The sequence below is a fragment of the Amycolatopsis sp. lyj-23 genome (assembly GCF_046549135.1).
Taxonomy (GTDB): Bacteria; Actinomycetota; Actinomycetes; order Mycobacteriales; family Pseudonocardiaceae; genus Amycolatopsis.
In genome coordinates, this window is the sequence record NZ_JAJPWN010000018.1 from 12,962 (window position 1) to 27,406 (window position 14,445).

General features: G+C 69.1%; 15 protein-coding genes. 7 read left to right on the top strand and 8 right to left on the bottom strand.

Annotated elements, in window-relative coordinates:
• Positions 1 to 255: 255 nt before the first annotated feature.
• Positions 256 to 2,469, bottom strand: a complete 2,214-nt coding sequence (locus ACLJPY_RS37110) for a (Fe-S)-binding protein (protein ID WP_410595674.1) — start codon at positions 2,467 to 2,469, stop codon at positions 256 to 258.
• 156 nt (positions 2,470 to 2,625) lie between these two features.
• Here ACLJPY_RS37110 and ACLJPY_RS37115 point away from each other — a divergent pair, with 156 nt between their 5' ends.
• Positions 2,626 to 3,186, top strand: a complete 561-nt coding sequence (locus ACLJPY_RS37115; RefSeq protein ID WP_354811512.1) for a TetR/AcrR family transcriptional regulator — start codon at positions 2,626 to 2,628, stop codon at positions 3,184 to 3,186.
• A 75-nt stretch (positions 3,187 to 3,261) separates the two neighbouring features.
• Positions 3,262 to 3,699 carry a GNAT family N-acetyltransferase gene (locus ACLJPY_RS37120; RefSeq protein ID WP_410595675.1) on the top strand — a complete coding sequence of 146 codons (438 nt, stop codon included), beginning with the start codon at positions 3,262 to 3,264 and terminating at the stop codon, positions 3,697 to 3,699.
• Here the strand turns inward: ACLJPY_RS37120 and ACLJPY_RS37125 are convergent.
• The 3 genes from ACLJPY_RS37125 to ACLJPY_RS37135 form a co-directional block, all read right to left on the bottom strand.
• Positions 3,696 to 3,857: a DUF397 domain-containing protein gene (locus ACLJPY_RS37125; protein WP_410595676.1), complete on the bottom strand. Its 162-nt coding sequence runs from the start codon at positions 3,855 to 3,857 to the stop codon at positions 3,696 to 3,698. The genes ACLJPY_RS37120 and ACLJPY_RS37125 overlap by 4 nt on opposite strands.
• Before the next feature lies 1 nt (position 3,858).
• Positions 3,859 to 4,698 carry a helix-turn-helix domain-containing protein gene (locus ACLJPY_RS37130; protein WP_410595677.1) on the bottom strand — a complete coding sequence of 280 codons (840 nt, stop codon included), beginning with the start codon at positions 4,696 to 4,698 and terminating at the stop codon, positions 3,859 to 3,861.
• Between the two features lie 83 nt (positions 4,699 to 4,781).
• Positions 4,782 to 5,315, bottom strand: coding sequence for a YbhB/YbcL family Raf kinase inhibitor-like protein (locus tag ACLJPY_RS37135; protein WP_410595678.1), 534 nt, complete (start codon positions 5,313 to 5,315; stop codon positions 4,782 to 4,784).
• A gap of 174 nt (positions 5,316 to 5,489) precedes the next feature.
• Here ACLJPY_RS37135 and ACLJPY_RS37140 point away from each other — a divergent pair, with 174 nt between their 5' ends.
• From ACLJPY_RS37140 to ACLJPY_RS37160, 5 genes are all read left to right on the top strand, one after another.
• Positions 5,490 to 6,260: a DUF4097 family beta strand repeat-containing protein gene (locus ACLJPY_RS37140; protein ID WP_410595679.1), complete on the top strand. Its 771-nt coding sequence runs from the start codon at positions 5,490 to 5,492 to the stop codon at positions 6,258 to 6,260.
• 290 nt (positions 6,261 to 6,550) lie between these two features.
• Complete coding sequence (gene dnaK, locus ACLJPY_RS37145; RefSeq protein WP_410595680.1) at positions 6,551 to 8,425, top strand: molecular chaperone DnaK; 1,875 nt, start codon at positions 6,551 to 6,553, stop codon at positions 8,423 to 8,425.
• Complete coding sequence (gene grpE, locus ACLJPY_RS37150; protein WP_410595681.1) at positions 8,422 to 9,129, top strand: nucleotide exchange factor GrpE; 708 nt, start codon at positions 8,422 to 8,424, stop codon at positions 9,127 to 9,129. Before dnaK ends, grpE begins: the two co-directional genes overlap by 4 nt.
• Positions 9,130 to 9,162: 33 nt before the next feature.
• Positions 9,163 to 10,335 carry a molecular chaperone DnaJ gene (gene dnaJ / locus ACLJPY_RS37155; protein ID WP_410595682.1) on the top strand — a complete coding sequence of 391 codons (1,173 nt, stop codon included), beginning with the start codon at positions 9,163 to 9,165 and terminating at the stop codon, positions 10,333 to 10,335.
• Positions 10,336 to 10,340: 5 nt separating this feature from the next.
• On the top strand, positions 10,341 to 10,766 hold the full coding sequence (locus ACLJPY_RS37160) for a heat shock protein transcriptional repressor HspR (RefSeq protein ID WP_308677897.1): 426 nt from the start codon (positions 10,341 to 10,343) through the stop codon (positions 10,764 to 10,766).
• Between the two features lie 105 nt (positions 10,767 to 10,871).
• Here the strand turns inward: ACLJPY_RS37160 and ACLJPY_RS37165 are convergent, their stop codons facing one another.
• From ACLJPY_RS37165 to ACLJPY_RS37180, 4 genes are all read right to left on the bottom strand, one after another.
• Positions 10,872 to 11,405, bottom strand: a complete 534-nt coding sequence (locus ACLJPY_RS37165; RefSeq protein ID WP_410595683.1) for a DUF305 domain-containing protein — start codon at positions 11,403 to 11,405, stop codon at positions 10,872 to 10,874.
• Positions 11,402 to 12,172, bottom strand: a complete 771-nt coding sequence (locus ACLJPY_RS37170; RefSeq protein WP_410595684.1) for a lytic polysaccharide monooxygenase — start codon at positions 12,170 to 12,172, stop codon at positions 11,402 to 11,404. The genes ACLJPY_RS37165 and ACLJPY_RS37170 overlap by 4 nt, the downstream gene beginning before the upstream one ends.
• A gap of 146 nt (positions 12,173 to 12,318) precedes the next feature.
• Positions 12,319 to 13,035, bottom strand: a complete 717-nt coding sequence (locus ACLJPY_RS37175) for a dienelactone hydrolase family protein (protein WP_410595685.1) — start codon at positions 13,033 to 13,035, stop codon at positions 12,319 to 12,321.
• Positions 13,036 to 13,109: 74 nt separating this feature from the next.
• On the bottom strand, positions 13,110 to 14,213 hold the full coding sequence (locus ACLJPY_RS37180) for a globin domain-containing protein (RefSeq protein ID WP_410595686.1): 1,104 nt from the start codon (positions 14,211 to 14,213) through the stop codon (positions 13,110 to 13,112).
• Positions 14,214 to 14,445: the final 232 nt, after the last annotated feature.

The following is a 14,445-nucleotide window of genomic DNA, read 5'->3' on the forward strand; positions in this document are numbered from 1 at the left end:
AAAGGCCAGGATACGCCGCTTGTCCATGGTTCAGGCCGGTGTTTCTCCCCAACCTGATGGGCCATTTCGGTGATTATCATGAACATCTTTCAAGAAAACGATTACCGCGACGAATCCCCAGCTAGCGAGCATGTTGGACAGGACAAAGTTGTGACAACGGGTAGTGGAATGGCTACGAGACCACCAATCTTCGCGATCACGAAAACGGCCCCGGTCAGCGGTGCTGACCGGGGCCGTGCGTTCTGTGAAAACGTGTCACTCCTGCGCGAGTGACGGCGCTCCGAGCGCGATCGGCTTCGGTTCCGGCTTGCGCTTGACCGACTCCAGCAGCATCTGCGCGACGTCGACGATCTCGACCTTCTCGCTCGCGGCACCGTCGCTCTGGCGGGCGGTGAGGCCGTCGTTCAGCATCACCTTGCAGAACGGGCAGCCGGTGGCGATCTTCGACGGCGCGGTGCCGAGCGCCTCGTCGACGCGCTCGACGTTGATCCGCTTGCCGATCTTCTCTTCCATCCACATCCGCGCGCCGCCGGCGCCGCAGCACATCGACTTGTCGCCGTGCCGCGGCATCTCGCGCAGCCGCGCGCCGGTCGCGCCGACCAGCTCGCGCGGCGCCTCGTACACCTTGTTGTGGCGGCCGAGGTAGCACGGGTCGTGGTAGGTGACGTCCTCGGCGACCGGCGCCACCGGCACCAGCTGCTTCTCGCGCACCAGGCGGTTCAGCAGCTGCGTGTGGTGCACGACGTCGAACTGGCCGCCCAGCTCCGGGTACTCGTTGGCGAGGGTGTTGAAGCAGTGCGCGCAGGTCACGACGACCTTGCGGGCCTTGCGCTCACGCCCTTCGAACACCGAGTTCAGCACCTCGACGTTCTGCTGGGCCAGCATCTGGAACAGGAACTCGTTGCCGGCGCGGCGGGCCGGGTCACCGGTGCAGGACTCCTCCGAGCCCAGCACCTTGTACTTGACGTCGGCCATGTGCAGCAGCTCGGCGACCGCCCGGGTCGTCTTCTTCGCCCGGTCCTCGAACGCGCCGGCGCAGCCGACCCAGAACAGGTACTCGGCGTCGCCCATGTCGCCGTCGAACACCGGCACCTCGAAGTCGAGGTCCTCGGTCCAGGCCAGCCGGTCCTTGGCGTTCTGGCCCCACGGGTTGCCCTTGTTCTCCAGGTTCTTGAACATGCCGTTCAGCTCGCTCGGGAACGACGACTCGATCATCACCTGGTAGCGGCGCATGTCGACGATGTGGTCGACGTGCTCGATGTCGACCGGGCACTGCTCGACGCAGGCGCCGCAGCTGGTGCAGGACCACAAGACGTCGGGGTCGATGACGCCGCCGTCGTCGCCCACCAGTGCCTTCTGCGACTCCGCGATCGCCAGGACGTCGATCCCGGCGTACATGTTGTCCCCGGACAGGCCGATCTCATCGCCCGCCATGTCGCGCTTGCCGCCGGCCATCAGGTACGGCGCCTTCGCGTAGGCGTGGTCGCGCAGCTGCGTGATGACCAGCTTCGGCGACAGCGGCTTGCCGGTGTTCCACGCCGGGCACTGCTCCTGGCAGCGGCCGCATTCGGTGCACGTCGAGAAGTCCAGCCAGCCCTTCCAGCTGAAGTCCTCGATCTTGCCGACGCCGAAGGTGTCCTCGTCCGGGTCGGCTTCCTCGAGGTCGAGGACCTTGCCGCCGCTCATCATCGGCTTGAGCGCGCCGAGGGCGACGCCGCCGTCGTCCTCGCGCTTGAAGTAGATGTTGAAGAACGCGCTGAACCGGTGCCACGCGATGCCCATGGTCATGGTGCGCGCGACGACGATCAGCCAGACCGTGGCGCTCATCAGCTTGACGAACGCGAAGACCGTCACCAGGTTCGGGCTGGCCGGCAGCAGCTGGCCGATCGGGTTCGAGACGAAGGACGCCCACAGCGGCCCCTCGTGCGTGTTCAGCGCGGACTTCGCGGCGCGGACGCCGATGATGCCGATGCCCTCGATCAGGACGACGGCCTCGACGAAGTACGCCCACTTGAAGTTCGAGCCCGCGAAGCGCGACTGGCGGTCGGCGCGGCGCGGGTGGTTGCGCTGCCGGATCGCCATCAGCACCAGGACGCCGACGATCGTGCCGAGCCCGAGCAGCTCCATGAGCAGCTGGAACGGCGGGAAGTCGTCGAGGTACGGCCAGCCCCACGTCGGGACGAAGACCTCGCCGTAGGCCTCGAACAGGGCGAGCGACCCGAGCAGGAAGCCCCACATCACCAGCCAGTGCGCGGGCCCGACGCTGCGCTTGCGGTTCATCCGCGTGTGCGCGGCGAACTCCTTGACCAGCGTCTTCATGCGCGGCCAGAACGGGCCGTTGCGAGTCGAGTCGGGCTGCCCGAGACGGATGACTCGCACGAAACGCGCGATCGTCGCGGCGAACATCCCCCAGGCGACGACGCCGAGGACGACGGAGATGCCGCCCAGCGTCAGTTGTAGAGCGCCCATCGTTCGGGTGCCTTTCGTCCGGATGATTCGTGGTGGTAGCCGGCAGACTAATGCTTACTACCGATGAGTAACCCGTTGAGTGGCCTTAAGTCCCACCGATGTGGTGTACGTCGCTCTTTGTTTCGGGACGATCGTTCAGGTAGTTTTCACCCTATGGTGAAGCTCCAAGTCGACGGCCGGAAGGCGCGCGGCGAGAAGCGGCGCGCCGAACTCATCGAGGCCACGCTGCGGATCATCGAGCGCGACGGCGTCGCCGGCGTCACCCACCGGACCGTCGCGGCCGAGGCCGGCGTGCCGACGACGTCCACGACCTACCACTTCTCGTCGCTGGACGACCTGCTGGTCGCGACCCTCATCTCGTGCGCCCGCGACATGGCGACCGAGGTCTACTGGATGATCGACCGCGCCCGCTCCCGCGGGTCACGCGGGGCCGAGGAGGTCGCGGGCTTGCTCGCCGAGGCGCTCGGGCCGCGGCGCGGGCGCACGATGGCGGAGTACGAGCTGTACCTGCTGGCCGCGCGCAAGCCGGAGCTGCGGCCGGCCGCCCGGCGCTGGCTGGACGTCCTGACGTCGATGGTCCGCCACGACGACGAAGTGGCCTTCCGGGTCTTCCTCGCGGGCATCGACGGGCTGCTCATCCAGGGCCTGATCGACGACGAGCCGCCGTCGGCCGAGGAGCTGCGGCCCGTGGTGGACTACCTGCTGAAACCGCGTTGACGGCTCGGTTACTCCGCCTTCCTCCCCACCGCCGCCCTCAACGGAGGCGCTCCGCGCCGCTGCTACTTTTCGGTCATGCGGAGCTATGGCGACTTCGAACTCGACGACGACCGCGCGCGGCTGGACCTCGACGTGGTGTGGAAGTTCCTCTCCACCGAGGCCTACTGGGGCCGCTGGCGCACGCGTGCGCAGGTCGAAGCCGCGGTCGCCGGTTCGTGGCGGGTCATCGGGGCCTACCGCGGTGGCGAGCAGGTCGGGTTCGCCCGCGCGTTCTCCGACGGCGTCTCCTCGGCCTACCTCGCCGACGTCTTCGTCGTCGACTCCGCGCGCGGGACCGGCCTCGGCCAGGAGATCGTGCGCGAGATGATCGACAACGGTCCCGGCGCGCAGTTCCGCTGGATGCTCCACACCGCCGACGCGCACGGGCTGTACCGGCAGTTCGGCTTCGCCGAGCACACCAAGGGCCACTACCTGGAGCGCGAAGGGCCCAACGCGGGGAACTTCGTCGGCTAACGCAGGTCGGTGAGGAGGGCGTCCCACGATCGGGTGGTGATTTCGAGGGTGCCGCCCGGGCGGTCCTTCGTGTCGCGGATCCGCACCACCTGGGCCAGCGCGACTTCGACGCACTCGGCCTCGGGGCCGCTGTAGCTGGACTTCCGCCAGTTGTGCACGTCAGGCCTCCAAGTCGGCGATCACCCCCTCGACGAAGACGCGCGATTCCGCCGTGCTCAGCGCCAGGGATGCCATGGTCTGCGCGGCGGACTTGTAGTCCGCCACCTGATTCTCATCGTAGATGTAGGCGCTCCCGCGGTACTGGTCCAGGAAGACGATGGCGGGCAGGTCCGAGTACTCGAAGACGCTGAACGAGCCGTTGAGCCCCGGGTGGTAGTCGCCGCCGGACGGCACCACCCGCACCTCGAACCGGCGCGGCAGGTCGAGAAGGTGACGAAGCTGGTCGAGCAGCGTCTCCGTGCCGCCGATCTCCTGCCGGAGCGCCGTCTCCCCGAGCACGAACGAGCACTCGGGCGCGCGGTGTTCGTGCAGCGCTGACTGGCGGATCATCCGCACCTTCAGCCGCTGTTCGATCAGCTGCGCCGGGGTGCCACCGCGCGCCAGGATCGCTCGGGCGTAGTCAGGCGTCTGCAGCAGGCCGTGCACCAGCATCGGCTGCCAGCTGAAGATCGCGGCCGCGGTGCGCTCGTACTCGGCCAGCGTCGTCAGGATCGCCGGCGCGTCCGGCATCTCCTTCTCGGCCCAGTTCGGCTCGCGGGCGGTGCGGACCAGCTCGAACAGGCGGGCGCGCTCCACGGCGGGCACCCGGAGCTGACCGAGCAGGACCGCGACGTCCTCGATCCGCGGCACCCGCAGGCCCAGCTCCCAATTGGACAGTTCGGCCGGGTGCAAGCCGGTGGCGCGGGCCAGCTCCCGCAGCCCGTACCCCCGCGCCTTCCGCGCTTTCCGCAGTCCGAACCCCAGCGCTCTCGACCGGGGTGTCGCTATCGGTGGTGGCATGAGCGCAGTGTGTCAGCGGGGTCCGACAAAAACGGGCCCGGCTCCGTTGCCGATCGGCAACAGCGCCGGGCCCTGAAGGAAATTCAGCCCTTGTTCTCGTACACCGGCGTGAGCACCGCGCGGGCGAGCGTGTGCCCGAACATGTTGAAGCCGAGGAACGCCGGCGTCGCGTCCTCCGGCACGTCGAGCCGGTCGACGTCGAGGGCGTGCACCGCGAAGTAGTAGCGGTGCGGTCCGTGCCCGGGCGGGGGCGCCGCGCCGAGGAACTGCTTGACCCCGCCGTCGCCCTTCAGCGTCACCGCGCCTTCGGGGAGGCCGGAGCCGTCTCCCGCGCCGGACGCCAGCTCGGTCACCGAAACCGGGACGTTGAACACCGCCCAGTGCCAGAACCCGCTGCCGGTCGGGGCGTCCGGGTCGTAGCAGGTGATCGCGAAGCTCTTCGTCTCCGCCGGGAAGCCGTCCCACGCCAGGTGCGGCGACCGGTCCTCGCCGCCGGCGCCGAAGATGCCGGACAAGTGGGGCGTGGCCAGGGTTTCGCCATCGGCGACGTCGTCGCTGCGGAGGGTGAAGGACGGCACGTCGGGCAGGGATTCGTACGGGCCGGGTGCTTGCGGCATGGATCCTCCTGATCATGGAACTGGAGACTTCGCCAGGCTAGGCCCCGGATCCCGCCCGCGCGTCTCAGGGCGGGATCTCAGGGTCTTTCGGGGGGTTACCCCCATGTACCGCTCGTGCACCCGGCCATAACGTCTCTCACGCAGGGGAAAACCACACTGAGGGGACCAACGAGCATGGCGCGCCCGCTTCTGGCTCTGGGAGGCATCGTCCTGATCGGCGTCGGCCTGGCGACCGCGCTCGGGTGGGGCTGGGGTGCGGACTTCAAGACCACCGACACCCTCTCGCAGACCATCCGCAGCGTGAAGCTGGAGGCCGACTCGGGGTCGGTGAAGATCCGCGCCGGCTCGGGGCCGTCGACGGTGCACCAGGAGATCGGCTACCACTGGCGCAGCAAGCCGGAGGGGTCCTTCTACCGCGTCGAGGGCGACCAGCTGGTGCTCGGGTCGTGCGGCACGAACTGCACGGTCGACTTCGAGGTCGTCGTGCCCGCGGGCGTGCCGGTCACGGGGAACATCGACTCCGGCGGGCTGGACGTCGCCGGGACGTCGAGCGTGGACGTCCACGTCGATTCCGGGCACGCGCGCGTCGAAGACGTCGCCGGTGCGGTGAAGCTGTTCATGGACAGCGGTTCGATCGACCTGGCCAACGTCGGCGCGGTCCAGCTGCAGAGCGGTTCCGGCAGCATCACCGGCGACGGGGTGCACGGCCCGGTCGACGTGACTTCCGCCAGCGGCAGCGTCGACTTCACGCTGGCGCAGGCGAACGACGTGAAGGTGCACGCCGAAAGCGGCAGCATCGACCTGAAGGTGCCGGGCGGGCCGTACCGCGTCCAGGGCGGCAGCGACAGCGGGCACCGCGACATCGGCGTGCCGACCGACGGCTCGGCCCAGCACCTGCTGGACCTGACGACCGAGAGCGGCAGCGTCACGGTCCGCGCGGCCTGACTTCTTCTTGCTACTGCGGCTTGGGGCCGACGCGGGGCGGAACCCGGCGCGCGGCTCGGTCTGGGCGCCAGTGAGCGCCGTCACACCCCATTCGGGCACGATCGACCGCCGGACCCGGGAACAAGAACCCGGATCGCCTCGTTAGGCTGGGTACAGAGGTTGAGCGCAGTCGACTCAAGTCCGGCTTGACGGAGTGCGCGAAGGCCGGATAGAACTTGACAGGGCCTCGCTCAAGGCGGGAACGAACCTGCAGGTCACGAACATAGCAGCCGTACACAGGAGGAAGCACCATGGCGCGAGCGGTCGGCATCGACCTCGGCACGACCAACTCGGTCGTCGCCGTCCTTGAGGGCGGCGAGCCGACGGTCATCGCCAACTCGGAAGGCTCCCGGACCACCCCTTCGATCGTCGCCTTCGCCAAGAACGGTGAAGTGCTGACCGGCCAGCCGGCGAAGAACCAGGCCGTCACGAACGTCGACCGGACGATCCGGTCCGTGAAGCGGCACATCGGCACCGACTGGAAGACCGAGATCGACGGGAAGAACTACACCTCCCAGGAAATCAGCGCGCGCGTGCTGATGAAGCTGAAGCGCGACGCCGAGGCGTACCTGGGTGAGACGATCACCGACGCGGTCATCACCGTCCCGGCGTACTTCGAGGACGCCCAGCGGCAGGCCACCAAGGAAGCCGGCCAGATCGCCGGCCTGAACGTGCTCCGCATCGTCAACGAGCCGACCGCCGCCGCGCTGGCGTACGGCCTGGACAAGGGCGAGAAGGAGCAGACCATCCTGGTCTTCGACCTCGGTGGTGGCACCTTCGACGTCTCGCTGCTGGAGATCGGCGAGGGCGTCGTCGAGGTCCGCGCGACCTCCGGTGACAACCACCTCGGTGGTGACGACTGGGACGAGCGCATCGTCAAGTGGCTGGTCGACAAGTTCAAGGCCACGAACGGCATCGACCTGACCAAGGACAAGATGGCGTTGCAGCGCATCCGCGAGGCGGCGGAGAAGGCGAAGATCGAGCTGTCCAGCTCGAACTCGGCCAGCATCAACCTGCCGTACATCACCGTGGACGCGGACAAGAACCCGCTGTTCCTCGACGAGACGCTCTCGCGCGCCGAGTTCCAGAAGATCACCGCGGACCTGCTCGAGCGCACCCGGAACCCGTTCAACAACGTGATCCGGGACGCGGGCATCGCCGTCGGCGACATCGACCACGTCGTGCTCGTCGGTGGTTCCACCCGCATGCCGGCCGTGTCGGACCTGGTCAAGGAGCTGACCGGCGGCCGTGAGCCGAACAAGGGCGTGAACCCGGACGAGGTCGTCGCCGTCGGTGCGGCGCTGCAGGCCGGTGTGCTGAAGGGCGAGGTCAAGGACGTCCTGCTGCTGGACGTCACGCCGCTGTCGCTCGGCATCGAGACCAAGGGTGGCGTCTTCACCAAGCTCATCGAGCGCAACACCACGATCCCGACCAAGCGTTCGGAGATCTTCTCCACCGCGGACGACAACCAGCCGTCGGTGCAGATCCAGGTGTTCCAGGGTGAGCGCGAGATCGCCGCGCACAACAAGAAGCTCGGCATGTTCGAGCTGACCGGTCTCCCGCCGGCCCCGCGTGGCGTGCCGCAGATCGAGGTCACCTTCGACATCGACGCCAACGGCATCGTGCACGTGACCGCGAAGGACCTGGGCACGAACAAGGAGCAGTCGATGACGATCACCGGTGGCTCCGCGCTGCCGAAGGACGACATCGAGCGCATGGTCAAGGACGCCGAGGCCCACGCCGAGGAAGACAAGAAGCGCCGCGAGGAAGCGGAGACCCGCAACCAGGCGGAGACGCTGGTCTACCAGACCGAGAAGTTCGTCAAGGACAACGACGACAAGCTGCCCGAGGACCTCAAGAGCAAGGTCAAGTCGGCGATCGACGAGGCCAACGAGTCGCTGAAGGGCACGGACTCGACCAAGATCCGCGAGGCGATCGAGAAGCTGAACGCCGCTTCGCAGGAGCTGGGCACCGCCCTGTACGCCAACGCGAACGCCGACGCGGCGGCCGGTGCGGCCGGTGGCGCGGGTGCGGGTGCGGCCGGGGACGCCGGTGCGGCCGGCGGCCAGGCCAAGGCCGATGACGTGGTGGACGCCGAGATCGTCGAAGAGGACGAGAAGAAGTGACCCACAGCTACGACGAATCCGAGAACTCCGGCCGCGGGCCCGAGGAGCCGGTGGTCGTGCGGGACCGTCGCCGGGTGGACCCCCAGACCGGGCAGGTCCGCCCGCCCGGTCCGGCCCACGCCGCGCCGGAACCCGATGAGGCGCCCGTGGAGCACGCGGGCCCCTCGCTGGGCGAGTCCATTGTGGACGACGCGGTGTCGGTCGTCTCCGGCGTGGAGAAGGAGCTGGCCGAGCGCACCGCCGACCTCCAGCGCCTGCAGGCCGAGTACGCCAACTACCGCAAGCGCGTCGAGCGTGACCGCGAAGCGGTCGTGATCGGCGCCAAGGCGACCGTGGTGAACGACCTGCTGCCCCTGCTCGACGACCTCGAGCGGGCCGAGCAGCACGGCGACCTCACCGGCGCGTTCAAGGCCGTCGGCGACAAGCTGATCAGCGGTCTGCAGCGCGCGGGCCTCGAGTCGTTCGGTGCCGAAGGCGAGCCCTTCGACCCGAGCGTGCACGAGGCCGTGCAGCACAACACCTCGCCGGACGTGGCGGGCCCGACGGTCACCGTGGTCATGCGCCGCGGGTACCGCTTCGGGGACCGCGTACTGCGGGCGGCGCTGGTCGGCGTGACCGACCACGAGCCCGGAGCGGCCCCGGGGGACCCGTCCGTCGGTGGCGAGCTGCCACTCGGCGGCGGAGTCGATGAACAGCAGCAGTAAGAAGAGGAACCAAGTGGGAGGAGGAGACGCCCGATGAGCGCACGGGAATGGATCGGTAAGGACTTCTACCGTGAGCTGGGCGTCTCCTCCGACGCCACCGCGGACGAGATCAAGAAGGCCTACCGGAAGCTGGCCAAGGAGAACCACCCGGACGCGAACGCCGGCAACGCGGAGGCGGAGCAGAAGTTCAAGGCGGTCTCCGAGGCCTACGGCGTGCTCTCCGACGCGAGCAAGCGCAAGGAGTACGACGAGGCGCGGCGGCTGTTCGGCGGCGCGGGCGGATTCAACTTCCCCGGCGGCGGAAGCGGCACCGGCAGCTTCGACATGGGCGACATCTTCAGCCAGGCCGGCGCCGGTCAGCAGGGCGGTTTCGGCGGGCTCGGCGACATCCTCGGCGGGCTCTTCGGCCGCGGCCGGACGTCGGCGGGTGCGGCGGCGAACCGGCCGCAGCGCGGTGCCGACGTCGAAACGGACGTCCGGATCGACTTCACCGAGGCGGTCAAGGGCGCGACCCTGCCGCTGCGGCTGTCGAGCCCGGCGACCTGTGCGACGTGCGGCGGCAACGGCGCGCGGCCGGGGACGTCGCCGCGGACCTGCCCGACCTGTTCCGGTTCGGGGCTGGTCAGCCGCAGCCAGGGCGCCTTCGCGTTCTCGGAGCCGTGCCGCGACTGCCGCGGCCGCGGGCAGATCATCGACGACCCGTGCCCGGAGTGCGGCGGCGAAGGCATCAGCACGCGGACCCGCACGCTGACCGTCCGGATCCCGCCGGGCGTCGACGACGACCAGCGGATCCGGCTGGCCGGCCAGGGCGAACCGGGCCGGGGCGGCGCGCAGGCGGGCGACCTGTACGTCCGGGTGCACGTGGCTCCGCACGCGCTGTTCGGGCGCAAGGGCCTCGACCTGACGATCACCGTGCCGGTGGACTTCACGGAGCTGGCGCTCGGCACCACGATCACGGTGCCGACGCTGGAAGGCAAGGTCTCGCTCAAGGTGCCGCCGGGTACCGCGAGCGGACGGGTGCTGCGCGTGCGCGGCAAGGGCATCGCCAAGCGCGACGGTGCACAAGGTGACCTGCTCGTCACCCTCCAGGCGGCGATTCCCGCCAAACTGGACGACAAGGCGCGCGAAGCACTGCAGGCGTACGCCGAGGCGATGGCCGGGCACGACCCCCGGCCCGAGATCACCGAGCTGCTGCAAGGTAGGTGAGAGTGGTGTTCGGCGGGATCCCCCAGGAAGGGGACGAGGAAACCCCGGTGTTCGTCATCTCGGTGGCGGCCCAGCTCGCCGGGATGCACGCGCAGACGTTGCGCACGTACGACCGGCAGGGCCTGGTCTCACCGGGCCGCACCCCCGGCGGCGGGCGGCGCTACTCGATGCGGGACATCGCGCTGCTGCGCGAGGTCCAGCGCCTGTCGCAAGAGGACGGCGTGAACCTCGCGGGCATCAAGCGCATCATCGAGCTGGAGAACCAGGTCGACGCCCTCCGGGCCCGGATCACCGAGCTGACGGAGGAACTGACCGCGGCGTACGTGGCGGCGGAGCAGGCGGCGGCCGCGGCGCACGCGTCCTACCGCCGGGACCTGGTGCCGCTCAACCAGCAGACGGCGTTGGTGGTCTGGCGCCCCAAGCGCCGCTGACCAGCTGAGCGAAGCAGGGCCTCCCCGGGTGACCGGGGAGGCCCTGCTCTCGTTAGTGGGGCCGCGAGCAGTCCCTCCCCGGCTGCTCGCGGCCGCGCCGCGGGGTTACGTCTTCGTGTTCAGCAACTGCTTGACCTCGGCCGTCCGGGACTCGATCACCCGGCGGGCCAGATCACGGGCCTGCCCGTTGACCCCGCCTGCCGTGCCGTTCTCGGTCTGGGCCAGCTCGACGGCTCCCTGCTGCTGGCCCGTCAGGACGTCCAGGAACCGGCGGGTGAACTCGCCGTCCGGGACCGCCCGCAACGCTCCCACCAGGTCCGGCGAGGTCATCTTCATGCCGCCGTGGCCCGCGTGGGCCTGGGGGTTCATGTCCATCGTCTCGGGCTGGTCCCAGTCGTGGAGCCAGCGCCGCATGTCCGCGACCTCCGTCTGCTGCGTCAGCTCGATCGCCTTCGCCAGCTCTTTCAGCGACGCCGGCACCGGGCGGTCCGAAGCCAGGCGGACGATCTCGATCCCCTGCTCGTTCTGGGGGATCAGCATCTGCAGGAACATCACGTCGGCCGCGTTGTACTGCGGTGGAGCGGCCGTCGCCGCGCAGCCGGTCAGCAGCAGCGCGACGACGGCCAAGACCACTCTCACTGGCGCTGCCACAGCGCCGGCGTGTTCGGCGGCTCCCAGCCCGCGATCGCCGTGTGCGGCTGGAGGCAGCGGTAGCTCACGCCGTTGTACGTCACGACGTCGCCCGCTTTGTACGCCGTGCCCGCCGACCACGTTCCGCTGGACGGCGGGGTGGTCGTCGTGCTGGGCGGCGGGGTCGTCGTGCTCGGCGGCGGCGTGGTGGTGCTCGGCGGGGTCGTCGTGGTCGGCGGCGTGGTGGTGCCGCCTCCGCCGACCTGCAGGTCGATGCAGCTGTAGAACGCGTTGGCCGTGTCCGAGATGTTCCAGATGGCCAGCACCTTGATCCGGCCCGAGTAGCCGGCCAGGTTCACCGTGTGCGACAGCGTCGACGGCGGCTGCTGGTTGTTGCCGTTGAACAGCGCGACGCGCGTGTTGCCGACGTAGTACTCGTAGCTCGACGTCGAGTGCCGGGCGGTGAAGACCCAGTTGAACGTCACCGTGGTGCCCACCGACTTCGCGGGCCACGGCTTCGACTCGTCGTTCAGCTCGGCGAACTGGGACAGTCCGCCGTTGCAGCTGCGCAGCCCCTTCGGGCCTTCGACGCTCTGGGGTTCGTAGATGATTTCGCCGCAGTTGGGCACCTTCCCGGCCGCGCAGTTGGCCTGCCGGCTGGGCGGGTCCGATACGTAACCGTGGGCACTGGCGCTGGTGGCGGGGAGGACGACGACCAGCACCGGTGCGAGCAACGCACCGGCCGCGGCCGCGAAGAGCTTGCGCTTCAGGGTCATTTCGGCTCCTCGAAGGGGAACAGCGTCGTTCCGCCAGGAAGGACGAACGAGCACATCCGGGGGAGATGTGGTCTAGACCATAAGTTGATTCGGGCACAACGGTCAACGAACTACCGCCGTTCGACGAATCCGCTGCTCCGCTCGGCTCAGTGCGAAGGTGGGGCCGGCTGCTGCAGGTGTTCGCCGAAGAACGCCGTCACCCGGCGCCACGCGTCCTCGGCCGATGCCTCGTGGTAGGTGAAGCCGACCACCTTGAGCAGCAGGTTCACCGGTGCGACCGTGTCGATCCGGTTGGCGAAACCGTGGCTGGCGTCCGGGTACTCCTTGACGTCGTGCGGGATGCCGCGCTCGGTGAGCGCCGTCTCGAGCTCGGCCGCGGCGCCGCGCAGCCCGAAGTCCTTCTTGCCGAAGCTGGCGACGACCGGGCAGGCGTCGTCGAGCACCGACAGGTTCTTCGGCAGCCGCCCGTAGTACGGCGCGGACGCCTCGAACCCGCGTGAAGCCGCGACGAGCGCGAAGCCGCCGCCCATGCAGAACCCGGCGATGCCGATCCGGCCCGAGCAGTCCGGCCGCGCGGCGAGGAGCGCGCGGGACGCCTCGATGTCGTCGAACGCCCGGCCGCGGTTGGCGAACATGTCCGAGAACACCCGCCGCACGCAGCGGAACATCCCGCCGCGCGCATACAGGTCCGGGCTGAGCGCGAGGTATCCCTCACGGGCGAAGCGGTCGGTGATGTTCTTCACGTCCTGGCTCAGCCCGAAAACGTCGTGGACGAGCACCACGCCCGGGTGCGGCCCGGCGCCGCCGGGTTCCGCCAGGTAGCCGTCGATGGTGCCGTCCGAAACCGGAATAGTCATCTCCATATCGGCAAAGATAGCGAGCCGCTGCCGGTTCCGCGTTCGACGCTGAGAGTTCCTCAGCGCATTCCGGACAAATCTCAGTCCAGGGTGAACGGGTCGTAGGAAATTCGCGCCAGCTCGATCCCCTTGGCCAGCAGCTGGGCGACGGTCGCCTGGATCATCGCCGGTGAACCGGAAACGAGGACGTCGTGGTTCTGCCACGAGCCGCGCTGCGTGACGGCGTGGGCGAGCGTCCCGCGGTCGCCGCCGGCCAGCGCGCCCTCCTCGGTGACCGGGGTGACCGTCAGCCACTTCGCCGTCGCGGCCATCCTGCGCAGCTCCTCCAGCGCGTACAGGTCCTCCGGTCGCTTGCCGCCGAAGAACAGGTGCACGGGCGGGTTCCGCTTCCAGTGCGAAAGGTCGTCGAGGATCGCCAGCAGCGGCGTGATCCCGGTGCCGCCGCCGACCATCAGCAGCCGCCGCTTCGCCGAACTCGGAAGCACGTTCAGCACGCCCATCGACGGCCCGAGCCGCCAGACGTCGCCCGGCTTCGTGTGGTTGACGATGCTTCCGCTGACCCAGCCGCCGGGCACCGCGCGCACGTGGAAGGTGAGCTGCCCGTCGCCGCGCGGCGCGTTCGCCGGGGACAGGTACCGCCAGAACCGGGGCCGCTGCGGCACTTCCACGCTGACGTACCCGCCGGCGCGGTAGGGCAGGAGGCCCTCGGTGCGCACCTTCACCAGCGCGACGTCACGGCTGAGCTTCCGGTGCTCGAGCACGGTCGCCGACCACGCCGCCGGCCCCGTCTCCGCTTGGGCGGCCTCGCGCATCGTCTTGGCGATGAGCCCGAAGGCCGACGTCCACGCGGCTTCGACTTCGGCGGTCCAGTTCTCCTTGAGGAACCGTTTCAGCGCGGCGATCAGCGCGACGCCGACGGCGTCGTAGTGGCGGGGAAGAACGGCGAACTTCCGGTGGTCGCGGCCCAGCTGCCCGAGGAAGGTGGCCAGCTCGTCGGGCCGGTCGACCATTTGCACCACGTACACCAGTGCACGCAGCAGCCTGCTCCGCTGCGTCGTCATGGTGACCGGGAACAGCTCCCGGCAATCGGGGGCGACCACGAACAACGCGCCGTAGAAGTACTGTGCCAGTTCGTCTGCTTTCGGTTCGACCTCCGCAAAACTCGCACGAATCAACCGGGCCATCTCTCGACCTGCCACAGCCGAAACGGGAAGTGTCTCGGGCACGGTGGAGATCCTCACGGATTCAGCACTCATCGGGAACGGTATTTCTCCAGTAGGGCAAAGATTTTCGCGCCGTGCGTGCGGCGTCGCTGTGGCGGTGCCGCCCCCGAGGGTTCCCGACTGTAGGCGAATTCCCGTGCAGATGCGCGTGATTCCGCGCGTTCCCGCTCGAACGGAGCAATTCGGCCACGCG